The organism is Haemophilus sputorum CCUG 13788 (assembly GCF_000238795.1).
GTDB lineage: Bacteria > Pseudomonadota > Gammaproteobacteria > Enterobacterales > Pasteurellaceae > Haemophilus_A > Haemophilus_A sputorum.
Map to the genome: position 1 here is coordinate 52,388 of NZ_AFNK01000085.1, position 23,029 is coordinate 75,416.

Annotated in this window: 16 protein-coding genes, 1 other RNA gene and 2 pseudogenes; 8 read left to right on the forward strand and 11 right to left on the reverse strand. The window is 37.1% G+C overall.

From position 1 onward, the window contains the following. Nucleotides 1-99 precede the first annotated feature (99 nt). Nucleotides 100-1,539 (forward strand): DegQ family serine endoprotease, encoded by a 1,440-nt coding sequence (locus HSP_RS0110690; protein ID WP_029495422.1) that lies wholly within the window; start codon nt 100-102, stop codon nt 1,537-1,539. Nucleotides 1,540-1,635: 96 nt separating this feature from the next. Here HSP_RS0110690 and HSP_RS0110695 read toward each other — a convergent pair whose 3' ends face one another. Then, a complete protein-coding gene (locus tag HSP_RS0110695; protein WP_007523833.1) occupies nt 1,636-2,331 on the reverse strand; it encodes a YggS family pyridoxal phosphate-dependent enzyme in 696 nt (231 codons plus the stop codon). Between the two features lie 55 nt (nt 2,332-2,386). On the opposite strand from HSP_RS0110695, the gene HSP_RS0110700 reads away from it, so the two are divergent. Beyond that, a complete protein-coding gene (locus HSP_RS0110700; RefSeq protein ID WP_007523827.1) occupies nt 2,387-2,923 on the forward strand; it encodes a KdsC family phosphatase in 537 nt (178 codons plus the stop codon). Between the two features lie 315 nt (nt 2,924-3,238). Here the strand turns inward: HSP_RS0110700 and HSP_RS0110705 are convergent, their stop codons facing one another. The 5 genes from HSP_RS0110705 to rpoH all read right to left on the reverse strand — a co-directional run bounded on the left by HSP_RS0110705 (nt 3,239) and on the right by rpoH (nt 9,831). Further along, nucleotides 3,239-3,694 carry a type II toxin-antitoxin system VapC family toxin gene (locus tag HSP_RS0110705; protein ID WP_007523908.1) on the reverse strand — a complete coding sequence of 152 codons (456 nt, stop codon included), beginning with the start codon at nt 3,692-3,694 and terminating at the stop codon, nt 3,239-3,241. A 1-nt stretch (nt 3,695) separates the two neighbouring features. After that, entirely contained in the window at nt 3,696-4,805 is a 1,110-nt protein-coding gene (locus HSP_RS0110710) for an AAA family ATPase (RefSeq protein ID WP_007523847.1), read from the reverse strand. A 150-nt stretch (nt 4,806-4,955) separates the two neighbouring features. Continuing rightward, nucleotides 4,956-7,220: an AAA family ATPase gene (locus tag HSP_RS0110715; protein WP_007523684.1), complete on the reverse strand. Its 2,265-nt coding sequence runs from the start codon at nt 7,218-7,220 to the stop codon at nt 4,956-4,958. Nucleotides 7,221-7,329: 109 nt separating this feature from the next. Further along, a complete protein-coding gene (locus HSP_RS0110720; protein ID WP_007523798.1) occupies nt 7,330-8,604 on the reverse strand; it encodes a hypothetical protein in 1,275 nt (424 codons plus the stop codon). A gap of 264 nt (nt 8,605-8,868) precedes the next feature. Next, entirely contained in the window at nt 8,869-9,831 is a 963-nt protein-coding gene (gene rpoH, locus HSP_RS0110725; RefSeq protein WP_007523743.1) for an RNA polymerase sigma factor RpoH, read from the reverse strand. An 86-nt stretch (nt 9,832-9,917) separates the two neighbouring features. On the opposite strand from rpoH, the gene ssrA reads away from it, so the two are divergent. The 4 genes from ssrA (at nt 9,918) to HSP_RS0110740 (ending at nt 14,220) form a co-directional block, all read left to right on the forward strand. Beyond that, nucleotides 9,918-10,284, forward strand: a transfer-messenger RNA (tmRNA) gene (ssrA, locus tag HSP_RS11280). 236 nt (nt 10,285-10,520) lie between these two features. Continuing rightward, nucleotides 10,521-10,766 carry an integrase arm-type DNA-binding domain-containing protein gene (locus HSP_RS0110730; RefSeq protein ID WP_007523802.1) on the forward strand — a complete coding sequence of 82 codons (246 nt, stop codon included), beginning with the start codon at nt 10,521-10,523 and terminating at the stop codon, nt 10,764-10,766. A 422-nt stretch (nt 10,767-11,188) separates the two neighbouring features. Then, on the forward strand, nt 11,189-12,094 hold the full coding sequence (locus HSP_RS0110735) for a HamA C-terminal domain-containing protein (protein ID WP_007523854.1): 906 nt from the start codon (nt 11,189-11,191) through the stop codon (nt 12,092-12,094). Continuing rightward, complete coding sequence (locus HSP_RS0110740) at nt 12,094-14,220, forward strand: DEAD/DEAH box helicase (protein ID WP_007523778.1); 2,127 nt, start codon at nt 12,094-12,096, stop codon at nt 14,218-14,220. Before HSP_RS0110735 ends, HSP_RS0110740 begins: the two co-directional genes overlap by 1 nt. Nucleotides 14,221-14,313: 93 nt before the next feature. Here HSP_RS0110740 and HSP_RS11060 read toward each other — a convergent pair. Together HSP_RS11060 and HSP_RS0110750 are read right to left on the reverse strand one after the other, a co-directional pair. Further along, nucleotides 14,314-14,559: pseudogene (locus HSP_RS11060) on the reverse strand (NAD(P)H-dependent oxidoreductase); the annotation flags it as partial. A 9-nt stretch (nt 14,560-14,568) separates the two neighbouring features. Continuing rightward, the gene (locus HSP_RS0110750; protein ID WP_007523751.1) at nt 14,569-15,441 is read right to left on the reverse strand and encodes an MBL fold metallo-hydrolase; all 873 of its coding nucleotides are present in this window, start codon (nt 15,439-15,441) and stop codon (nt 14,569-14,571) included. A 140-nt stretch (nt 15,442-15,581) separates the two neighbouring features. On the opposite strand from HSP_RS0110750, the gene HSP_RS0110755 reads away from it, so the two are divergent. Beyond that, complete coding sequence (locus tag HSP_RS0110755; protein ID WP_007523665.1) at nt 15,582-16,535, forward strand: GlxA family transcriptional regulator; 954 nt, start codon at nt 15,582-15,584, stop codon at nt 16,533-16,535. Nucleotides 16,536-16,716: 181 nt separating this feature from the next. Here the strand turns inward: HSP_RS0110755 and HSP_RS0110760 are convergent, their stop codons facing one another. The 3 genes from HSP_RS0110760 to rnr all read right to left on the reverse strand — a co-directional run bounded on the left by HSP_RS0110760 (nt 16,717) and on the right by rnr (nt 21,633). Then, on the reverse strand, nt 16,717-17,295 hold the full coding sequence (locus tag HSP_RS0110760) for an NAD(P)H-dependent oxidoreductase (RefSeq protein WP_007523793.1): 579 nt from the start codon (nt 17,293-17,295) through the stop codon (nt 16,717-16,719). 76 nt (nt 17,296-17,371) lie between these two features. After that, complete coding sequence (recN, locus tag HSP_RS0110765) at nt 17,372-19,051, reverse strand: DNA repair protein RecN (protein WP_007523845.1); 1,680 nt, start codon at nt 19,049-19,051, stop codon at nt 17,372-17,374. A 236-nt stretch (nt 19,052-19,287) separates the two neighbouring features. Next, entirely contained in the window at nt 19,288-21,633 is a 2,346-nt protein-coding gene (rnr, locus tag HSP_RS0110770) for a ribonuclease R (RefSeq protein ID WP_010130113.1), read from the reverse strand. Between the two features lie 322 nt (nt 21,634-21,955). Between rnr and HSP_RS11065 the strand changes: the two are divergent. Continuing rightward, nucleotides 21,956-23,029: pseudogene (locus tag HSP_RS11065) on the forward strand (YadA family autotransporter adhesin); the annotation flags it as partial.

Consider the following 23,029-nt stretch of genomic DNA (forward strand, 5'->3'; position numbering starts at 1 on the left):
CAATCTCAAAATGAGTCTGTCTTATCGACACAAGCAAACGCGCTTGGTTCCCCAAGTGGCATCGCTTGATTTTGTACAACACAAACATAAACAGGAAACATAATGAAAACATTTAAAAAATCTATTTTATCTGCAGCAATTTTAGGCCTTGGCATGGCTAGCTTACCAATACAAGCACAAGCAGAAATCAGCCTTCCATTTTTCTCAAACAACCCACAAGAACAAGCACCGTCTTTAGCGGATATGTTAGATAAAGTCCGCCCAGCTGTGGTTGCAATTTCTGTAGAAGGCAAAGCCAAAACTAGCCAAAGCCGCAGTTCTAGCCGTGATAGTTTAGACGGTCTTCCAGAAGATTTAGAAGATTTATTTAATGAATTTTTTGGTGGTCAAAGCAGCCGATCATCTGAACGTAGCGCTCCACAACGTCAATTTAGAGGATTAGGTTCTGGCGCAATTATCAATGCAGAAAAAGGTTATGTGATTACCAATAACCACGTGATTAAAGATGCGGATAAAATTACCATTAAGTTAGAAGATGGCCGTGAATTCCAAGCAAAATTAGTGGGTGCAGATCCGCAATCAGACGTTGCATTAGTTCAAATTCAATCTCCGAAAAACTTAACTGAAATTAAATTTGCAGATTCAGACAAATTACGCGTGGGTGACTTTGCGGTGGCTATCGGCAACCCATTCGGCTTAGGACAAACCGTGACTTCGGGAATTGTTTCTGCATTAGGTCGTTCAACGGGCAATATTGATGATGGCTACCAAAACTATATTCAAACAGATGCTGCGGTTAACCAAGGTAACTCAGGTGGCCCACTCATTAACTTAAAAGGCGAATTGATCGGTATTAACACTGCTATTCTTTCGCCAAGCGGTGGCAATGCGGGTATTGCATTTGCAATTCCTGCAAACATGGCAAATAACTTAATTCAACAAATCATTGAATTTGGTGAAGTAAAACGCGGTATGCTTGGCATCAAAGGAGGCGAACTTAACGCCGATCTTGCGAAAGAATTCAATATTGATGCACAACAAGGCGCATTCATTAGCGAAGTTTTACCAAACTCTGCAGCATCTAAAGCTGGCTTAAAAGCAGGCGATGTCATTACCGAATTAAACGGTCAAAAATTACGTAGCTTTGCTGAATTACGTGCCAAAATTGCTACGGCAGGCGCAGGTAAAGAGTTTGAATTAACCTACTTACGCGATGGAAAAGTGGAAAAAGCGAAAGTAACATTACAATCTGATGGCGATGCACCAACTGCAAGCGCAACTGACTTGTTACCTGCATTAACTGGGGCACAATATAGCAATTACAGTAAAGATGGCTTAAAAGGGGTAGAAATTTCTAAAGTAGAAAAAGGTTCACCTGCAGAGTTACGTGGCTTGAAAAAAGGCGATGTGATTATCGGTATTAACCGCACCCAAACTGAAACCATCAGTGATTTACGTAGAGCCCTTGATGCAAAACCATCTGCAATTGCACTTAACATCGTGCGTGATGGCGCAAATTTCTATGTACTTATTCAATAATTTGTAAAATCTCGATAAAAAATGCCCGCTTGTTTGCGGGCATTTTAGTCATTACAGAATCAAAATCTTTTGTATTCCATCTGGCATAACGCTTCTTTATTCAGCTTTCACGCCATAATCTCTGGCGCCAAAAACGGCAGTGCCAATACGCACCATCGTTGAACCACATTCAATTGCAGCCGCCATATCATCACTCATTCCCATTGAAAGCGTGTCTATTCCTTCAAATTCTGTTTGCAAGCGGTTAAAAAGTTGCTGCATTTTACTCAGTGCGATTTTTTGCTGCGCTGGTTCATGTTCAGGTTTTGGAATAGCCATTAAACCACGCAGTTTTAAATTTGGTAATAACGCAATTTCTTTGGCTAACGGCAGCATTTCTTCTGGCGCAATACCAGACTTAGAAGCTTCATCACTAATATTGATTTGAATCAGCACATTCAATGGCGCCTTATCAGCTGGGCGTTGCTCACTTAAACGTTGAGCAATTTTAAGTCTATCCACCGTTTGAATCCAATCAAAATGAGCAGCCACTAATTTGGTTTTATTTGATTGAAGTGGCCCAATAAAATGCCATTCTAGGTCGGTTTGCTGATTAAAATAAGCAATTTTCTCCACGCTCTCTTGCACATAATTCTCACCAAAGGCTTTTTGCCCTGCTTGAATTGCCTCTTCAATAGCGCTGACTGGCTTAGTTTTTGATACCGCCAATAAGCGCACATTTTCACGTTGAAACTGCGCGGAAAGTGATTCAATTTGTTGCTGAATTTGCGCTAAATTTTGTGAAATCGACATTTTACCCTCCTAAAATTATAATAGTGTCATCTTATCATATTGAGGAACTGACAGAATGGATTTAACCAAGATTAAATTAGTCATCACTGATGTCGATGGCGTACTCACTGATGGCGGTTTATATTACACCGCAGAAGGTGAAGTCATGAAACGTTTTCATGTACATGACGGACTTGGCATGAAAATGCTCCAAACTTGTGGCATTCAAGTCGGCGTCATTTCAGGTGGGGATCATCCACTATTACGCAAACGTCTTGAAGTGTTAAAAGTGAATTTTGCCAAATTAGGCAAAATGGAAAAACGCACGGCATGTTTTGAATTGATGGAAGCCGCAGGCGTAACCCCTGAACAAACCGCATTTATCGGCGATGATACCCTTGATTTACCTGCATTTGAAGTTTGCGGTTTAGCGATTGCTACTCGCAATGCTCACGATTATGTGAAGCAACAAGCGGACTGGGTTTTAGAAAAAGCAGGTGGTGAAGGCGCATTTCGAGAAGTGTCAGATAAAATCCTTGCAGCACAAGGATTTGAAGAAATTTTTAGCACTGCAGATGGTTTCTTAACTATTGCACAAAAAATGGCGCAGTAGTTTTATCCACAATCACTAAACAAGCGGTCTGATTTTGTCAAACTTTTGCAGCATTATGTATGCCTTTTTATAATGTTCTAAACCAATTAAAAACCTTAAGATATCTGTTAAACTGAATCTATGTGCCTAGGTTACTTAAAAGTTAGCATATATTTTGCTAGAAACCTAAAAAGAACGCTGTCAAATTCAGTAAAAATTTTACTAAATTTAATCATTTGGAACATTAACTGGTATACCAATTTTCTAAAATGAGGTTGAAAAAACCTAAGAACTTTATCGTTCGTCAAAAAATTGGTTAAGATATATAATATCGCGCTATTGATTCGTAAATTCAGAATAAAGCGATTCCCACGCAGCAATATCTTCATCTTCAGAAGCTAACATAAGCCCATTCTGCTTAGCTGTGGCAAAGTGCATAATATCAAAATTATGCTTATTAATTTTCTTTGGCGTTTGTCCATTATCTTGGCGCAAACGTCTTTCATATCGAAATAGTCCAGCCGCCAAATCTGCAATCGGCTTATCAATATTCAAATTGCTTAGGCTATTTAATACCTCAAGATGTTTTTCGTAATTAGGAATATCCGCCCAATCAACACCACGCAATACCTCATAATAAATAAGTGGTGTAATATAAACAACATTTTGCGAATCTGATAACAACTTACGTAAAAGCTCTGCTTCTAGGCTTTGATTATCTTTAATTGCCGCAATTAAGATATTCGCATCTAATAATACTTTATTGTTTGAAGAAGCTTGACTTACCGACATATTAAGCTCCTAATAGATATAATAACGCCTTCTTCATATCAGATTGGCTTTCTGCTGTAGTATTTTCAAGTCGTAATTTATTAAGGTTTACCCCAAATGCTTCTTCTAATAAATCAATTAACGCGGCTTGCCCTGCATTTTGAATAGGTTTAGTGACCACAACATCATTTTCTCGAACTAATTGATAAGCTGCCCCATCAACAAGTTGAGTTAATACCAAGGAAGAGTGAGTGGTAATCACAAAATAGGTATTAGGAAAAATTTTGGTCAGCAACGGCAATATCTTTGTTTGCCATTCGATATGTAGATGGCTTTCAATTTCATCAATCAAAACATAACCTTCTACTTGTTCAATATCTTCTGCATTCGTAAAGTAAGAATAGCCTGCAACAATAGATTGAACAATTTTAATTAAAGAAGCAAACCCACTACTTAATTCACTCAAATAATGCGTTTTTCCATCTAATTTAATGGTTACACGTTCCCCATCTGGCGATTTAAAATCTTCAGGATCAGCACTAATGCGAGCATCGATCTGATTTAAAATTCGCAATACAGCTAACAATTCCACTTCACGATTATTTTCACGAAGTTGATACCGATTAGATGAATTTGCTCTTTGGATAAACCATTCATCAATCGACCCTTGCATATTTAAGGTAGAAAAACCATGTTGCATTTTATTAATAACAGATTTTATATAAGCTTCTTTTCTTGCCTTAAATTCACCTATTGCCCCATCAACATTACCCTGTTTTTGTTGAATTTCCCCACGATTTTGTGCAGCTAAATAAATTACGGGGAAATCATGAAAATCTTTAATTTTCATAGCATCAGCTATTGTTATATATAAATCTTTGCGGACAAATTCAGAAACCTGAGTCTTATTAACCAATGCCTTTTCAAATACAATTTTGGCAGAATCAACATAAAAATTATTCGCCACATATTTATTCGAGAATAATAGTTGCGTGTAAAGAGATTCCAACGTTTTTGTTTTACCAACTCCATTAGAACCAATAATCACATTCATTTTTTTATTAGAGAGCTGTAACTTAATATCGCCAACTCCCTTTACATTTTTAAATTCAATATGCTGATCTAATAACATACTGCAATCCTATTTTTGCTTGTAAAGTATAGATATAAGGTTAGTTTACCATTTAGTGAACTCAAGCGATTAAATTCAGCAAAAATTTTGCGAAAAACGACCGCCTTCAAAGGAAAAGGACTATAGATACTATAATCTAGTTACTTTAGGTTATTGAATAATTGCACCTAAAAATCTTTCCGAATGCATTACCCCTGAACTAGTAAGCAAAATCCCACTGTATTCAGCAAAAATAGCTTGCGTCACTTCTTGCGTATATTCTACTCCCCACGCTAGCGAAGAGTTTCGTCGTTTTTTCTTAAATGCTTTCCTAACACTACATATTAAATCACCTTTAGATACAAACTCCCCATTTTTACTAAGCCAGTTAGTTTCTATAATTCTATCGTCATCACTACCAACAAAAATAAGTTTTTTATTCAATTCCGTATTTCTTATTAAAGCATCTTTTATTTCTCGATTTTCACTTAGGACTAATTTATTTACTATTTCAGAAAACATACATTTATTTTTAGCAAGAAGTATTTTAGGATAATTCGCCCCATATTCTAATATAACTTCTTGGTTCTCCAACAGATCAATTTTATTATTCTTAAATAAGTCATCAATTCTTGATTTCTTATCTCCATCAGCCCAATAAGATAACGCTAACGCAAACGATATATTTTTATGTTGATAAATAATATCTAATAAATCTTCATTATAATCATCGTGCTCTTTATCTAAAGATAATTGTTCATCTAATAATCTAGTTGGGCAATTTGGATTTCTAAATGCGGCTTCATAGACATCACTGTCCTCATCTTTAACCAGTTGCTCTAGAATTTCTTCGGTAACATTTTCATCTTGAGCTACTTTAACACGCACAAGATAGTTCGGATCTTTTGCCATTTTTACCATTTGAGCAATACTCAATCCATCATTCTCAGACGCTGGCGATAAATAGAGTTCATCAAATTTTTTCTCATATTCGCCCACTTTATCTTTTAAAGTTTTACGCAGTGGCGTGGTTTTGCGGATGGCTTCTAATAATAAATCTTGTGTAAGGATTTTATTATTGCTAATAAACGCTTTTTTCACCGCTTCAAAAATCGCATTTTCAATATCAGCCCCCGCATAGTCGCGACATTCGCTGGCAAGGACATCAATATCAAATTCGCTTGCCTTTTGTTTCGCTTTGGTAAGATGGATTTCAATGATTTTTTTACGCTCTTTTTTGGTTGGGAAGCCGACATAGAAAATCTCATCAAAACGCCCTTTGCGTAATAATTCAGGTGGCAATGCGGTAATATCATTAGCAGTAGCGATAATAAACACAGGAGCACTTTTCTCTTGTAGCCACGTTAAGAAATAGCCGAGCAGACGCGAGCTAACTTCAGAAGCGTTGTTACCAGTCATCCCTATAAAGGCTTTTTCCAGTTCGTCTACCCACAACACGCACGGACTGATGCTCTCCGCCATTGCTAACGCTTTTCGCATATTGGTTTCACTTTCGCCCACATATTTACCCAGCAACGAGCCAATATCTAAACGCAACAGCGGTTGTTGAAATAATGCTGCCGCTGCTTTTGCCGTAAGCGATTTACCACAACCAGGCATCCCCGCAATCAACGTGCCTTTTGGAGCTTTTACGCCAAACTCTTTTGCCGCTTGAAGATTTTTCACAATATAGCTTTGATCTTGCAACCACGCTTTGAGTTTTTCTAAACCGCCAATATCCTCAATTTCTTCATTCACCTTCACCATTTCCAACACGCCACTTTTGGCAATAATTTGCTCTTTTTGTTGTTGGATTTCGGCAAGAATGGCTTTTTCATTTTCTGCGTTTAATTCTCCATGTTTATTTTTGAGTAAATTTAATAATTGCTGAATATCTAATTCATTCAAACCAGAAAGTGCGGTGCTTAGACGAACCGTTAATTCATTTGCAATTTTTTCTTGTTTTAACACCGCTTGTATTTGATTTTGATCAGGCAGTGTTAATTCTAAAAGCGTAATAAGCGGTTCAATTTCATTCGGCAAATACACATCGGCAGATTGTAAAATTACTGCACTCTCGCCTTTATAATCATTCAAGGTATCTAATAGATATTTTAAACGGGCTAATGCCACAGGATTATTTTCTAATCCTAATTTAACATCTTTAATTAAAATGAGATTATTTTCTAAATCTTCGTAGCGAAGATGATTAAATATCTTCTCAAAACTGGTTAGGCTGTCATCAATACTTTCTTTATTCTCAAATTTCACTCTGCCGTAAGCTAAATTATATTCGATCACATTAAATCGAAGCTGATTAACCACCTCACCAATTAATCTATCCGCACGAGCTAATTCGCTCGTTTTTAAATAAAAGGCCGTGTAACCTGCTTGAATATAATCAATAATTTGTTGTGTTAAATTTTGTTCTTTCATATTTATTCATAGTGGGGGATGAAATGAAATTTTACGCACGAAAGCGGTTTATTTTTAAAGAATATTTGCAATACGTATGTGGATTACTCAAATCTACACACTTTTCCTATTAAAACCAATTAAGAGGATTTAATTTACTTTCTTTTACTGCATCCCAAACCTCTTTTCCCTTAGAAATCGTTGTTTTTATAGCGTCTTTTACTGAATCAATTGCCTTATCCGCAACTTTCTTTGCAGTTTCTGCCATTGGTTTAACCACCTTGCCACTAACCCAACCACCTGCTTTTTCTCCAAGAAAACCACCAACTATGCCGCCAATTGCCGCACCTGCTGGGCTAAAAAGTGAACCTGCCATCGCACCTAATTTTGTTCCTAATTTCGTCCCATTTTGGCGTAAAAACAGATCCGCCTTTTGCTCCAAATTGGTAATGGTTTGAGCTGCCACAAATTTTGCTTTTTCTGCGACTGCCTCTGTTGCAGAAATAACACCTTGCTCAACTTTATCAAATAAGCGAATATCGTCCCAACCATTTGCCACATTTAAGGTAAGATCTTGCACGCGACTTAAAATCGCACCTGCTTTACCCGCAACTTCTTCCAATTTATCTAATCCTGCAAAGGCATCTTTAATCCAACCTTTTTTGGCAGAAATTACCACACCACCTGAAACCGCAATTTGCACACCTTTATTTTCAGCACTATCCACCGCGCCACGAATAATTTTCTGCAATTCTTCTTCGTGCGAAAGATTTTCCTTACCCAAAAACGAATTCACTAAACGAGCAGTAGCACTTTTTAAACCCCACCCCATCAGGTTTAATTGAGCGTTTAATTTTGCCCTCTTAATAGTTTTTTCTACAATCGTAGTCTCTTCAACAGGAAGATCAATCACTTGCCCTGTTAACGTACCAAATTGATTACGGTTAGCCTCCGCCAAAGAACTGTCTATTTTTTGGGCTAATTCCGTTGCATCAAGCTGATATTCTTGTGCAATTTCATTGATCTTATTCTTGTAAAAACCTTCTACAGTTTTGCCTCTTTTCTCAAGATGTTTTTCTAATGCTACTTGATTGGTTGCAAGGTTTTCAATCGTGCTAATAATGGTATTTGCCGTGTCGATTTTCTCTTGCTCACTTTCCCAAATATCAGGATATAGGTCAAAACGAAATTTCAGCCACTGATCAATCGGTTGATGGCGACCGCTAGCCAAATAATCATCTAAAAAGGCATTGATGGTTTGAAAAGTGTTTTTCTTCGCCTCATCATTGGCAAAAAGTGCATTTTCTGCTTTTTCTGCCAATGCATTTTGAGTTTCATCTTGTTTAAGATTTTTGAAAAGTTGGTCGATTTGTTGTACCTGAGTGGTGATTTGATTGTCTTGCATAAAAATAGCCTCGAAAAAATAGGAATTCAAGACTATTTTAGCAAAAATTACTGCGAAGTTGATTCATAAAAAAGAATTTAAAAAGTCTGTAAATTTAACTTAAAAAAGTTCTGAACATATATTTGATCTCACAAAATAAGATACGATTATCTTATTTGAAAAAAATCCTCCCATCTCTATAAGAACTACGTAAAATATAACTGATAAAAAATTTGTGCAAAGCCACATAATTTATAAACTTTTGCAAAATCAGACCGCTTGTGATTAGTCTAGCGTAACGGCATCTTTAATTTTCTTCAGTGCTGCATTTTCTAGCTGGCGCACACGCTCGGCAGAAATGTTATATTTATCCGCAAGTTCCTGAAGCGTCGCTTTATTTTCATCTAACCAGCGGGTTTTGATAATATCTTGGCTACGTTCATCAAGCGTCGAAAGCGCATAAGCAAGTTGAGCGGTTGCTTCCCCCATTTGCTCTTCATCTTCCAGTTCGTCTGCAAAATTTGAGCTGTTGTCTTCTAAATACATGGAAGGAGTGTAGGCTTCACTATCATCTTCGCCTACTGGCAAATCAAAACCTAAATCCTGCCCAGTCATTCTAGATTCCATCTCTCGCACTTCTTGCGGAGAAACACCTAAATCATCTGCAACTTTCTGAATTTCGTCCTCATTAAACCATGCCAAACGATGCTTATTTTTACGCAAATTAAAGAACAATTTACGTTGTGCTTTCGTGGTTGCCACTTTCACAATACGCCAATTTTTCAGCACATATTCGTGAATTTCTGCTTTTACCCAGTGTACGGCAAAAGAAACCAAACGCACGCCAACATTTGGGTCAAAGCGCTTTACTGCCTTCATTAACCCAATATTCCCTTCTTGAATCAAATCCGCGAGCGGTAAGCCATAGCCCAAATACCCACGGGCAATGTGTATGACAAAACGCATATGCGATAAAATCAGCTGTTTTGCAGCTTCTAAATCTTCATCATAGTAATAACGTTCCGCAAGTTCTTTTTCTTGCTCGGCGCTTAGAATCGGATATTGATTAGCGATGCGAATATAGCTATCCAAATTTCCTTGCGGAACAGGCATACCGCCTTGAAGCAATGCTGGATGAACGGCTTTCTCTGCTTCCAATGCTTCTAATTCATCAGGATGAATAGGCTCAGCCTCTTCCGATTCAATCACTTCTGCATCTTCAATCAAATCTTCATCATATTTATTCATAAGCGTCTCTTTATTTTGTCTCGGCGGGAGACTTGCAAAAATGTTTGCAGATCTTACCGCTTTCCTTTAAAATTTCCAAACTTTTTGGGGCTGATTCTGGATTCGACGGGATTAGCGAAGCCCAAGGTGCACGTCGAGGTGCGGTAGGCCTCGTAAACAAACCGCAAAAAAATAGTCGCAAACGACGAACAATACGCTTTAGCAGCTTAATAACCTGCCTTAAAGCCTTATCGCCTCAGCTTCCGCTCGTAAGACGAGGAGTTCGATAAGTCACCCAAAACGAGATCGTGTGGACGCCGCCGTTTGAGGATCGAAACACTAAATTAAATCAAACTAGCCTATCACTTGCGTGTCTGTCCGCTGGCGGTAGGTGAAATTAAAGACTAGACTAAACGTGTAGTGCTGAAGGTAGAGTAATTTCGGACGCGGGTTCAACTCCCGCCAGCTCCACCAAATTGAATTCCAAACAAGTGTTATAAAGTCCGATAAAGCCTTGGTATATAAAGCCCAAGGCTTTTTTATTGTCCTATTTAATCCTATCCATTCCAACCTAATCCAACGATTTTAGTAACACCGATAGTAACACCATAATAAAATAACTTAAACCGATGTTACTACAAGCATTAAGAACCTTGTGCTGCAAGGCTTTTACCGCTTCTTATATTTCTTAAATGACAGGTGATTCTGCTATGCCAAGAACAACAAAATCTTTAACAAACACCGAAATAGACAGAGCAAAGCCGGCTGAAAAGGAATACAACCTTTCCGATGGCAATGGATTATCCTTAAGAGTTAAAACTAATGGTTCTAAGCTATGGATCTTTAATTATTATCATCCTTTCACTAAAAAACGTAAAAATATCAGTTTAGGTATTTACCCTGAGTTGTCGCTTGCTCAAGCTCGTAGAATAAAAGATGAATATCGCTCATTATGATCTGACCGCTTGACTATCTCTCAAATTCCTTTTTCAAAATTCCTTCCAGTATTTCAAAGTCTTTCAAGCCCCTTGGTGGCGTAACGGTTTCGTATGGACGGTATAAAAACAGTTGTCATTTTTGAATCTCCACTTCAGGAAACAAGCGAACAAGCTGCCCTGATTTTAGATAAGGATCACACAAGAAATCACTCAACATCCCTGCTAATTTTCCTTGTAATATCTCCAATAAATAGCTATCAATACGATGAGTAAAATATCTAGTTTGCTTATATCATCATCCAACCAATAATTGGCTATATGTTCTTTTGATAAAATGATAGAATCAACAACAGTTTAACTTTTATTTTTATGGAAATATTGTAATATCAATTTATGTAATAATTTGACTTATTATTCGTATAGATAAGGAGTAACCTATTATGGATTATCCAAAACATCCAGAACCTTTTTTAGAACTAAAAATTCATAATCTTGATTCAACCCCGCCAATATCTGCTCTGTGTGCAGGCTATGAATGTGGAGAGTGGAGATCTTCTCAATTAGCTGAACATGCTATGGAATGGTTACCTGAATTCTGCCTAACTGCTAACGAATTGAAAAGTATCACTTCTAGTAATGCTTTAAAAATGATTAGAAAAGCTGCACAATCAGTGTACCAAACAGATAAATATAAAAACCGTGGCGAGTTTGGTGAACTTTTCTTACATATAATATTACGCCAGATTTATAGTTCTATTCCTGCTATCAGTAAGATTTATTTTAAAGACGCAGTTAATAATACTGTAAAAGGTTTTGATGCAGTCCATATCATTAATATAAAGGATACAAAGGATACAAAGGATACAAAGGATACAAAGGATACAAAGGATACATTTGAATTATGGCTAGGAGAAGTTAAGTTTTATAACAATGCTAGACAAGCTATTTATGATGTAATAGGTGAAATTCAGGAGCATACTAAACAAGATTATCTAAAAAATGAAAAGATGCTGTTATTGAATAAAATTGATATCGACCCAAAATCACCTTTTTATCCTATCTTATCAAAATTACTTGCTCCTAATACATCTTTAGATGAATTATTTGATTGTGCCTGTATTCCAATTCTTATCACTTACGATAGTAAAACTTTAAAGAAACACACAAAAACAACTAAAGAATTTAATCTTGAATTAGAACATGAAGTAATGAAAGTTTTTGATGATTTTAAAAATAAAATATCAAATCTAACTATACCAATTAAACTTCATGTTTTTCTATTACCTCTTCAAGAAAAATCAGTGTTAATTAAAAAATTAGATGAAGAATTAAAAAGGTTACAATAATGTTTACAAGAAATGATATAGAGAAGATTCTCAAAAATAGTAATCCTATTAATGTTGATACTGCATTTATTATTCTTCAATCAATGTATTACCTAGCAAATACTAATAATATAGAAGATAACAGCACTCAACAGCTTCTTCTTAGAATTTTAGATAGAAAAGAGGAATTTAACTCTTTTAGTGATGCTTTAAATGGCCTTGTTCGTCATTTTGGCTTATATCCTTATTTAGACACTGATAATATTACCATAAAAGATGCTTTTGTAAGGGAGCTACATAGACCATCTCTATTGACAGAAAATAACTCAGGTAATGAAGGGATAGTCTTCCACAAAGTACAATCTGAAATTTTCCAACATCTAATAAATGGGGAAAATATTATACTAAGTGCGCCAACTAGTTTTGGAAAAAGTACTTTAATAGATTCTTTAATTGAAAGTCAAAAATTTGAAAATATTATTATTATTGTGCCAACAATTGCACTTATTGATGAAACTAGAAGAAGGATATCCTCTCTAAAAACAGAACATAAAGTTATTACACATGCTTCACAGGAAAAATTATCGAAAAATATCTTTATACTAACACAAGAACGAGCAATTGACTTTCCTGATCTTCCTAATTTCGATCTTTTTATATTGGATGAATTCTACAAATTAGATCCTCGAGAGGATTCCGAAAGAGCGATGACTTTAAATCTTGCTTTCTATAAATTGTATAAGAAATCCAAACAATTTTATTTATTAGGTCCAAATATAAACAACATACCTAATGGATTACCCGAACGCTTCCAGTGTAAATTTATTAAAACAGACTATTCGACAGTTGTGACTGAAGTAATCCATATCCATCCTCAAAAAGATCATTTTGATGAATTGATAAATTTATGTAATTCAATTAAAGGTTCAACACTAATTTTTTGTGCATCTCCTAATAAAGCAAGAAAGATTACAAGACTACTTACTGAAAAATGCTCGCAGTTAAAAGATAATTATCTAAATAATGAAGCCAACTGGATTGCAGAAAATTATCACCCAGACTGGACTTTAGTTAAAGGATTAAGAAAAGGTATTGGTATGCATCATGGAAAAATTCCTAGAGCCATAGCATATTTATGTGTTAAAAATTTCAATGAAGAAAAGATACAATTTTTAGTTTGTACTTCAACGTTAATTGAAGGAGTAAATACAAAAGCAAAAAATGTAATTATTTTTGATAACAAAATTGCCAGAAATAAGTATGATTTCTTTACTTTTAATAATATAAAAGGTCGCTCAGGACGAATGTTTAAACATTTTATTGGAAATGTATATTTGTTTAATAACCCTCCCCAAGAAGAACTTCCTCTAGTTGATATTCCTATTTTTTCTCAAGATGAATCTAATACCACGGATTCTCTTTTAATTCAGCTTGATAAAGATGATATGACAATGGAGTCTTGGAAGCGTATTCAGAAGTATCATAACCAATCTATTTTAAGTATTGATACATTGCGTAGTAATTCAGGAATAAACCCAGATTATCAAATTGAGCTCGCAAAATATTTATTGGAACATCAATATATTTTAGAAGGATTAAGTTTTATCTCAAATCCTAGTTACGAACAATTGGAAGTATTATGTTGTTTAATTTGGGATCATTTTATTCATTCGAAAAGCTATTCTGATATTTATTCAGGAAAACAACTGGCATTTAAGTTAAATCAGCTAAAGCATAACCAACTTAAAGAGATTATATTAAATGAAATAAGCCAAGGTATTGAGGCTGATGATGCTGTAGAAAATACATTAAACTTTATCAGACAGTGGGCTCAATTCCACTTTCCTCGATTTGCAATGGCTGTTTCTCGTATTCAGAATGAATTAGCAGAGAGATTAGGAATAGAAAAATCAGATTACTCTTTCTTTTGTACTCAAGTTGAAAACCTATTTAAAGATCCAGCCTTGATCGCATTAGATGAGTATGGATTACCATTGCCATTAGCTGAAAAAATAGAAAATAAATTAAACCCAGAAGGGAAATTGGATATTGCAATAGATAACTTATCTAAATTAGACCTTGAGCTTTTAAATAATCTAACTGCCTTTGAAAAAAAGCTCCTCCAAGACGTTAAAAATTATATTTAATGATATTCCTCTCTCTCCCTGCCTGTAGATTTGATGATAGAAAAATAAAAAAGGTGAGCCCAAATGCTCACCTTCTAAACTAATAGTTTGCAATTAGCCAAATACTTTTTCCAAATGTGCTTGGTAATCGGTTAAGTATTGTTCTACTTGTGGATTTTTAATCACGTCGCTACATAAAAATGTCGGCAGACGGTTCAAACCGATGAACTCGTTGAGTTTGTGGAAGTGCATATATAAAGCATCCACACCTTTACCTTCGAAGAAGTCACCTTTGCGGGTGAATGCTTCAATCGGCGCATTCCAAGTAAGCGAAAGCATGTGTTTTTTGCCTTGCAACAAGTGCTTATTTTAAAATTTCACTGTTTCACCGTCTTCTGGAATTACTACATTTTCAAGCTTGTTTGCTTGGATAAATTGGCGTAAATCCTTACGGTAAACAGACATATGGTTTACCGCATCCATGTGCACTGTGATAAGTTTTGTATTTGGTAGCATTTGGCGAGCATGGGCAACATCTTGTAACCCCATAATAATGCCGTCATTCGGAAAAGCTAAGGTACGCGCATCACCGGTGTTCATAATCATTACATCAGGTTTATAACGATTAATGGCTTTGTTTACTTCGGCAGTCCAAATTGTGTCACCAACCAAGTAAGCAGTTGGATGACCTTTCGCTTGGAATATTACACCCATCGCCTCATCTAAAATCTCAGCTAATTGTGGTACAGCGTACATTTCCGTTGTGCCGTGAGAACCGCCGGTTTTATTTAAAATAATACCTTCGAACTCCACCGGTTTTTCTAGCGATAAACTGGTTATGTTAGTAAAACCTTGCACTTTGAGTAAGTCGCCATCCCGTTCATGTTGCACAAAAATTTTGATGGATTTAGGTAAAATTTTTTGTGCAACCTCATCCCAATGATCTTCATGTGTATGAGTCAAAATAATGGCATCAACATCTTTGAAAGTATCTTCTGCTTTCATCGGCAATTCTACAAGTGGATTACGCAAATGGCTATTTAATGTCCCTTCAAAGCCTGCATAACGTCCTTTTTCAGCAAGCATCGGATCAATTAAAAAAGTTTTCCCTGCGTAGTTCAGGCGACCCGTGGCATTTCGGATATGTTGGTAGCTATCAGTGTTTTTAGAGGCAAGATCTACAGCGAAAGTATTTGCGCTAATAGCCAATGCTGTAATGCTAATTAAGGTTTTTAAGTTCATTGTTTTTCCTTTTCTGTACGTTATTGAATGAATAAACATATTATAGTGAGAACAAAATTGCGCAAAAATAGATAAAAAATCAATAAACGTAATAATCGGGTCATTTTGTGCTATGCTCATATCAAAGTAGGAGAAATAAAATGAATACACCCACAGTTGCTTTGATTGTGTATGAACAAATAATGCCCATTCATTTTGCGATGGCATATTCCGTTTTTTCTATGTCGGATTTAAACGGCAAGCCGTTATTTAACTGTAAAATCGTTAACGATTCGGACAACCTGACAAACTCGCTATTTCACATACATTTAGATGGAGGTTTAGAATGGTTGGAGAATGCCGATATTGTTGTGATGACTGGATGGCATGATACTCAAGTGATGCCGAGTGAGGCTTTATTAACAGCATTACGGCAAGCGTATCAACGTGGTGCGACAGTAGTGGGTTTATGTTATGGCGCCTATGTGTTGGCGTGCAGTGGCCTACTTAACGGCAAAAAAGCAACCACACATTGGCTGGGATATAGTGATTTTACTAATCGTTTTCCGCAGGTGAAATGGGATTTAAATCCCATTTATTTGGAACAAGATCGACTGATTACCTCTGCAGGAACGGCCGCTTCCATGGATTGTTGCCTTTCTATTGTCCGTAAATTATATGGTGTGAAAATTGCCAATCATATTGCCCGAATACTGGTTATCCCCCCTCATCGTGAAGGCGGACAAGCACAATTTATCGAACGCCCTATTTCTCGTTCCACACCTAATCACAATATCAATGCGTTGCTTGCTTATTTAAATGAAAATCTGACCGCACTTCATTCGACTGATAGCCTTGCCGAACGTTTGTCAATGAGCCGTAGCACTTTCACCCGACATTTTCGCAAAGCAACCGGAATGTCATTAAATCAATGGTTAATTGAAGCAAGGCTACAGCGAGCAAGAGAGCTTTTGGAAAGCACAGATTTATCTATTACTGACATTTCAGAACAAAGTGGATTTCATAGCGATACTGCCTTGCGTCAGCATTTCTTGAAGAAACATAAAATTTCACCAAATCGCTGGCGTAAGCAGTTTCAAATTGAGGATGTTTAGATCTTTTTATTTTAAAGTGCGGTCAGATTTCAAAGTATTTTTGCAAATTCAATTCAAAATTAGACCGCTTGTGTGATCTAAACTCAGTCTATTCCTCTTCCTCTCCCTGTTAGGAAATTTGATTAGATAAAAATAAAAAAGGTGAGCTAAAATGCTCACCTTCTAAACTCATATTTTGCAATTAGCCGAACACTTTTTCCAAATGTGCTTGGTAGTCTGCTAAGTATTGTTCTACTTGTGGATTTTTAATCACATCGTTACATAAGAATGTCGGCAGACGGGTCAAGCCAATGAATTCGTTGAGTTTGTGGAAAGGCATGTACACAGCATCTACGCCTTTGCCTTCGAAGAAATCGCCTTCACGGGTGAACGCTTCAATCGGCGCATTCCACGTAAGCGAAAGCATGTGTTTTTTGCCTTGCAACAAGCCACCTGTGCCGTAGCCTTCGGTTGGATTTACACGATGGCGGCCATCACTGTGGTAAAGCTTGCCGTGTCCAGCGGTTAATACTTCGTCTATGTATTTTTTCACTGTCCAAGGTTCGTGCATCCACCAACCTGGCATCTGCCAAATCACGACATCCATCCACAAGAATTTTTCGATTTCTGCTTCAACATCATAGCCGGCATCAATCATGGTTTCTTGTACATTGTGTCCAAGTGCGGTCAAAACTTCTTTCGCTTTTTTGTGAAGTGTATGGTTTAACTCACCGTGTGAATGTCCGAAATCTTTACCACCATCTAATAATAAAATATTCATCTTTGCTCCTAAAATAAATCATGCTAAAAACTGGGGCTGCCATTATGTAGTTTTACTTTATATTTTAAAAGTGTATTTACTCTTGCTTTGCCAATGCCAGCATTTCTTTAGCATTGGCTAAGACAGCTTCAGTAATTTTGCTGCCTCCTAATAAGCGCGCTAATGCGCTAATTCTTTCCTCTTCTTTAAGATGAGTCATCTGTGTTTCTGTTTGATTGTTTTCTACATATTTCTGTACATTGAAATGATGATGCCCGTAGCTCGCCACTTGCGGTAAGTGAGTCACGCATAAAACCTGGCATTTTTTGCCTAATTGTCTTAATAATTTTCCAACTGTGGTTGCAGCAGAACCACTAATGCCAACATCCACTTCATCAAAAATAATTGTTGGCGTAGAAAGTTTATTTGCGGTTAATACCTGTACGGCAAGAGAAATACGTGATAACTCACCACCTGAAGCAATTTTTGCTAACGGTTGCATTAACTGTCCAAGGTTACTGCGTAAGTTAAATTCGACAAAATCAGCCCCTTGTGGAGATAATTTTTTTGGATCAAATTTAACATCTACAAAAAATTCTCCATTTTCCATGGAAAGCTGCTTAATTTGTTGGGTAACTTGTTCCGCTAATTTTTCCCCAGCTTGCTTGCGTTTCACTGAAATTTGCTCAGCTAATTGCAAACACTGTTGATGTGCGGCTCGCTCTTGTTCAATTAGTGCTTGTTCATTTTGTGAATGATCTAATAATTCTTGTAGTTCTTGCTGTAACTTCGCATGATGTTGCCATAGTTGATTTGGCAAAACATGATGCTTACGTGAAAGTGAGATCGTTTTGGCAATGCGTTCATCTAATTCTTTCAACATTTCTGGATCTTGTTCGATATGATCCGCTAAATTTCGCACTTCTGAGCTCGCTTCTTGTACTTGAATAAGCGCTTCATTTAGCATATCTAAGGCTGATTGATAGCGAGTATCCACCTCTGCTAAGTCTTCTAAATCGCGAATAGCTTGATAAATCAAGATATCAGCATTGACATTATCATCACTTAATACCTCTAGTACAGATTGAGAAAGCTCAGTTAACGATTCAGCATTCGAGAGTCTAGCGTGCGTTTCTTCCATCTCTTCAAATTCATTTTCTTTAATCGCAAACTCATCTAGCTCTTCCACTTGATATTGTAAAAGCTGCTTACGCGCTTCATTTTCTGCACATTGTTGATAGTAATTTTTACGTAATTGATATTGCTTGCGCCAGTATTGATAACTTTGCTGCATTTCTGCTAAATCAGCATGTAAATTCGCATAATTATCGATAAGCTCCAATTGATATTCATTTTTCAGCAAAAGTTGCGGTGCATGCTGCCCATTAAGATGAATTAAATACTGCCCAAGTTCTCGCAGTTGAGAAGCTGGTATCGGGTGATTATTCACGAAAGCTTTAGAACGTCCTTCAAGGTTAATCATTCGACGCAAAATACACTCTTGAGGATTCTCTTCATCCAGTAACTCTCGCTCAGCAAGCCACTGATAAGCAGGGCTATTAGGCTGCATAAAGAAAGTTGCCGAAATATCTGCTTTATCTGCACCATGGCGAATCATGCTACTTTCTGAACGATAACCTAAACAAAGCCCAAGCGCATCAATCGCAATAGATTTACCCGCGCCAGTTTCACCAGTAATGACTGACATTCCTTGTTCTAGATCTAAAACTAGATGGCGCACAATGGCAAAATTATTGACAGAAAGTTGGGTAAGCATAATGAAAATCCCTGAATAAAAAACCAATTTATTGATAATAATACCAGTAGTTTTTCAAACAGTAAATATGCGAGAAGCAAAAAAAACGCTACATCTTGTGGGGGGATATAGCGTAAAGAGTTGGAGTGATTACCTATTATTTTTGAAGTAATAAGATGATAATAATTCTCAACAATTCAAGCAAGGTAATTTACAAAAACTTACAAATGAGAACTTTTCTCATTTAGGTTTTTTGGCTACTTTTTCCGAGAGGTTTTTGCAGATCTTTTTGCTTTTTTGACCGCTTGCGTTTTATTTTTCTTCGCCTTTTTCACCGTTTTCGGCTCTTTAAAAATAGGCAATTTTTCTGCCGCTTTTGCCTTTTTCTTTGCCGTTTTTCCTACTTGAATGCCTTTGCGAAAATTATTTAACAACGCGAAATCAATTTTTTTCTCATCTAAATTCACGTTAATCACTTTTACCCGAACAGGATCACCAATTCGATAAATAATGCCACTTCCACCCACAAGGCGCTGTCTATCTGCATCATAGTGATAATAATCGTTCTCTAGTGTTGAGATATGCACTAAACCATCAATCAATAACTCATTGAGTTTAACAAATAAGCCAAATCCTGTGACTGAAGAAATTACACCATCAAATTCTTCGCCTAAGTGATCTTGCATAAATTCGCATTTTAACCAATCTGCTACTTCACGCGTTGCTTCATCCGCGCGACGCTCCGTTGCAGAACATTTATCGCCAAATTGATCCATATCATCTAAACGATAATGATAGCCACCGCCATCCGTATAATTACGGGTATTTCCCTTCTCTTTTTCAATTAAATATTTGATCGCGCGATGCAACAAAAGATCCGGATAACGGCGAATCGGTGAAGTAAAATGCGCATATTCGGTTAATGCTAACCCGAAATGCCCAATGTTATCTGCCGCATAAACCGCTTGTTTTAACGAGCGAAGCAACATTGTTTGAATAAGTTCGCGATCTGGGCGGTCTGCAATTTGTGTTAATAATTGTGCATAATCTTGTGGTGTCGGATCTAACCCAACTGACCAAGTAATACCGCACTCTTTAATAAAAGATTTAAAGCTGGTTAATTTTTCTTCGCTTGGTTTATCATGAATTCGATAAAGTGCTGGCTCATTTGCTTGTTCAACAAAACGTGCTGCTGCAATATTGGCGAGAATCATACACTCTTCAATCAATTTATGTGCATCGTTACGAATAACGGGTTCAATACGCTCAATGCGCCCTTGTGGATTAAAAATAAATTGATTTTCGATTGTTTCAAACTCAATTGCACCACGTTTTTGGCGTGCGCCGACTAACACATTAAACATCGCATAAAGCTCTTCTAAATGCGGAACTAGCGGTGCATAACGTTCACGTAATTGCTCATCGCCTTGAAGAATTTTCCACACTTTCGTATAAGTTAAGCGGGCGTGTGAATTCATAACAGCTTCATAAAAACGATAACCTGTTAATTCACCGCTTGCTGATACCGTCATTTCTGCAACTAAACAAAGCCGATCAACTTGCGGATTTAACGAACAAAGCCCATTTGAAAGAATCTCTGGCAACATCGGAATGACTCGATTTGGGAAATAAACCGAGTTCCCGCGGTTTGCTGCTTCAATATCTAAAGCCGTTTTTGGGCGTACATAATAGCTGACATCAGCAATAGCCACCCATAAGCGCCAACCCTCATTTTCTTTTTGTGCAAATACCGCATCATCAAAATCCCGAGCGCTTTCGCCATCAATAGTCACTAATGGCAAATGGCGTAAATCTACACGACCTAACTTAGCCTCTTCAGGCACCTCTTCTTGAAATTGTCGAATCTGTTTTTCAACACCTTCGCTCCAAACATGCGGGATATCGTGATTTCGCAACGCAATTTCTATTTCCATTCCAGGCGCTAAATTATCCCCAAGGATTTCAGTAATCACGCCAATTGGACGGTGGGAACCCGATTTACGTGGTTGTAATTCCACGACCACCACTTGCCCCATTCTTGCACCTAAACGTTCAGTTTCAGGAATCAGGATATCTTGCTGAATACGGCTATCATCGGGCACCACAAAACCAATCCCACTTTCTAAGAAAAAGCGGCCAACAATGTGTTTTTTGCGTGCTTCTAACACTCGTACAATCCGCACTTCTCTACGACCACGTCGATCTGTACCATTAGGTTGAGCTAACACAAAATCACCGTGCATAACACGGTTCATCTGTACATTGGGAATAAACCAATCATCGCCTTTATCTGCACCTTCCACTTGCAAAAAGCCATATCCATCACGATGCCCCGTTACGGTTCCTTTAACTAAATCCATTTTTTCCGGCAAGGCATAACAATTGCGTTTAGTAAACACTAACTGCCCATCATTTTCCATTGCCCGCAAACGACGACGAACGCCTTCTATACGCTCTTCATCATAAATATGAAAAGCTTCTAACAATGCCTCTCGACTCATCGGGGCATCAAATTCACGAATCTTTTGTAAAATAAATTCTCGCGAAGGCACAGGGTTCTCATATTTTTCTGATTCTTGTTGGTAATTCGGATCTATAATCATATTGTTCTCTTTAAATTATGTGTTATTAGCCATTCTACGCCTTTCAAGATGTGTTACCTAATAAAAGTTAAAACATTTGTAAAACTCTACTTTTCTGAACTTATGGAAATCCAATAGATGATAACAATTCTCAACTTGTGAATTGAATTGTAAAATCTATCAATAGACCTTCATTTTCATTTAAAAATAGTTATAATGATAGTTGACAGAAACAGTCATCAATCGTGACTCCCTGTCCTATCTACATAACATAAAATTTTCACCCTAATTTATACATATTGACCTCATTAGAAGAGGATTTTAAATAATAAGGAATTTTAAGGTGAATAAACAAACCCTCTCTATCGCCATTTCATTAGCGATTACCTCATCAATTACTACCGCACAAACCGTTCAAGGAACCAACCAAGTAAGCAGTGACTCTGCTGTCGTTTTTGGAGATGGCAACATTGTTTCTGGGCTAAGAGCAACGGCTGTGGGAACCAATAACAAAGCTAGCGTAGGCAATGCTATCGCTATTGGTGTTGAATCTGAAGCAACCATTGCTGTACCTGCTGAAGCTAACTCTGATAAACCTTCAAATCCTCTTGCTATTGGTACAAAAGCGAAAGCACAAGCTGCTGAAACCGTAGCAATTGGTGAAAGCGCGCAAGCCACTAAACAAAATGCCAATGCATTTGGTTCACAAGCAATCGCATCAGGTGAAAGTGCGTTAGCATTAGGTTCAGGCTCAAACGCTACTGCTGATTCTGCAGTTTCTATTGGTAATGATGCCAACGCAACTGGTAAATCCTCTGTTGCAATCGGTGAATCGACTAATGCAACAGGCGTATTCTCTACTGCAATCGGTGATTCATCTACTGCATCAGGTACTCGCAGCGTAGCTGTTTCAACTAATGCAAAAGCATCTGGTGAATCTAGTCTTGCAATCGGAACAGAGTCAAACAGCTCAAAAGAAAACGCCATTGCAATCGGCGAACGCTCAAATGCTGCTAATCAAAATGCTGTAGCAATTGGTGCTCGAGCTGACTCTTCTCATAAAAATGCCGTAGCATTAGGCAGTGCATCAACTACCAGAGATGCCACTAAAGAAACACAAGCGACTGTTGGTAATATTACTTATTCAGGTTTTGCTGGCACAGATGGTACCGCTGTAGTTTCTGTAGGAAAAGATTTTACTCGCCAAATTGTTAATGTTGGTGCTGGTAATATTTCAGCAACCTCGACTGATGCCATTAATGGTAGCCAGTTATATGCTGTTGCTTCGCAAGTTTCAAAAAACGGCGATAATATTGCAAATAACACAGTAAATATTACGAAAAATGCAGGCAATATCGCGAACAACACTGCAAATATCTCGAAAAATGCAGGCAATATCGCAAACAATACTGCAAAT

What these genes read in the sequence shown, in the direction of transcription:
- HSP_RS0110730 (WP_007523802.1), top strand. Translation starts at nt 10,521, where the DNA reads ATGCCAAGAACAACAAAATCTTTAACAAACACCGAAATAGACAGAGCA.
- rpoH (WP_007523743.1), bottom strand. Translation starts at nt 9,831, where the DNA reads ATGAATAAATATGATGAAGATTTGATTGAAGATGCAGAAGTGATTGAA.
- HSP_RS0110705 (WP_007523908.1), bottom strand. Translation starts at nt 3,694, where the DNA reads ATGTCGGTAAGTCAAGCTTCTTCAAACAATAAAGTATTATTAGATGCG.
- HSP_RS0110695 (WP_007523833.1), bottom strand. Translation starts at nt 2,331, where the DNA reads ATGTCGATTTCACAAAATTTAGCGCAAATTCAGCAACAAATTGAATCA.
- HSP_RS0110740 (WP_007523778.1), top strand. Translation starts at nt 12,094, where the DNA reads ATGTTTACAAGAAATGATATAGAGAAGATTCTCAAAAATAGTAATCCT.
- rnr (WP_010130113.1), bottom strand. Translation starts at nt 21,633, where the DNA reads ATGATTATAGATCCGAATTACCAACAAGAATCAGAAAAATATGAGAAC.
- recN (WP_007523845.1), bottom strand. Translation starts at nt 19,051, where the DNA reads ATGCTTACCCAACTTTCTGTCAATAATTTTGCCATTGTGCGCCATCTA.
- HSP_RS0110700 (WP_007523827.1), top strand. Translation starts at nt 2,387, where the DNA reads ATGGATTTAACCAAGATTAAATTAGTCATCACTGATGTCGATGGCGTA.
- HSP_RS0110735 (WP_007523854.1), top strand. Translation starts at nt 11,189, where the DNA reads ATGGATTATCCAAAACATCCAGAACCTTTTTTAGAACTAAAAATTCAT.
- HSP_RS0110755 (WP_007523665.1), top strand. Translation starts at nt 15,582, where the DNA reads ATGAATACACCCACAGTTGCTTTGATTGTGTATGAACAAATAATGCCC.
- HSP_RS0110750 (WP_007523751.1), bottom strand. Translation starts at nt 15,441, where the DNA reads ATGAACTTAAAAACCTTAATTAGCATTACAGCATTGGCTATTAGCGCA.
- HSP_RS0110760 (WP_007523793.1), bottom strand. Translation starts at nt 17,295, where the DNA reads ATGAATATTTTATTATTAGATGGTGGTAAAGATTTCGGACATTCACAC.
- HSP_RS0110715 (WP_007523684.1), bottom strand. Translation starts at nt 7,220, where the DNA reads ATGAAAGAACAAAATTTAACACAACAAATTATTGATTATATTCAAGCA.
- HSP_RS0110720 (WP_007523798.1), bottom strand. Translation starts at nt 8,604, where the DNA reads ATGCAAGACAATCAAATCACCACTCAGGTACAACAAATCGACCAACTT.
- HSP_RS0110710 (WP_007523847.1), bottom strand. Translation starts at nt 4,805, where the DNA reads ATGTTATTAGATCAGCATATTGAATTTAAAAATGTAAAGGGAGTTGGC.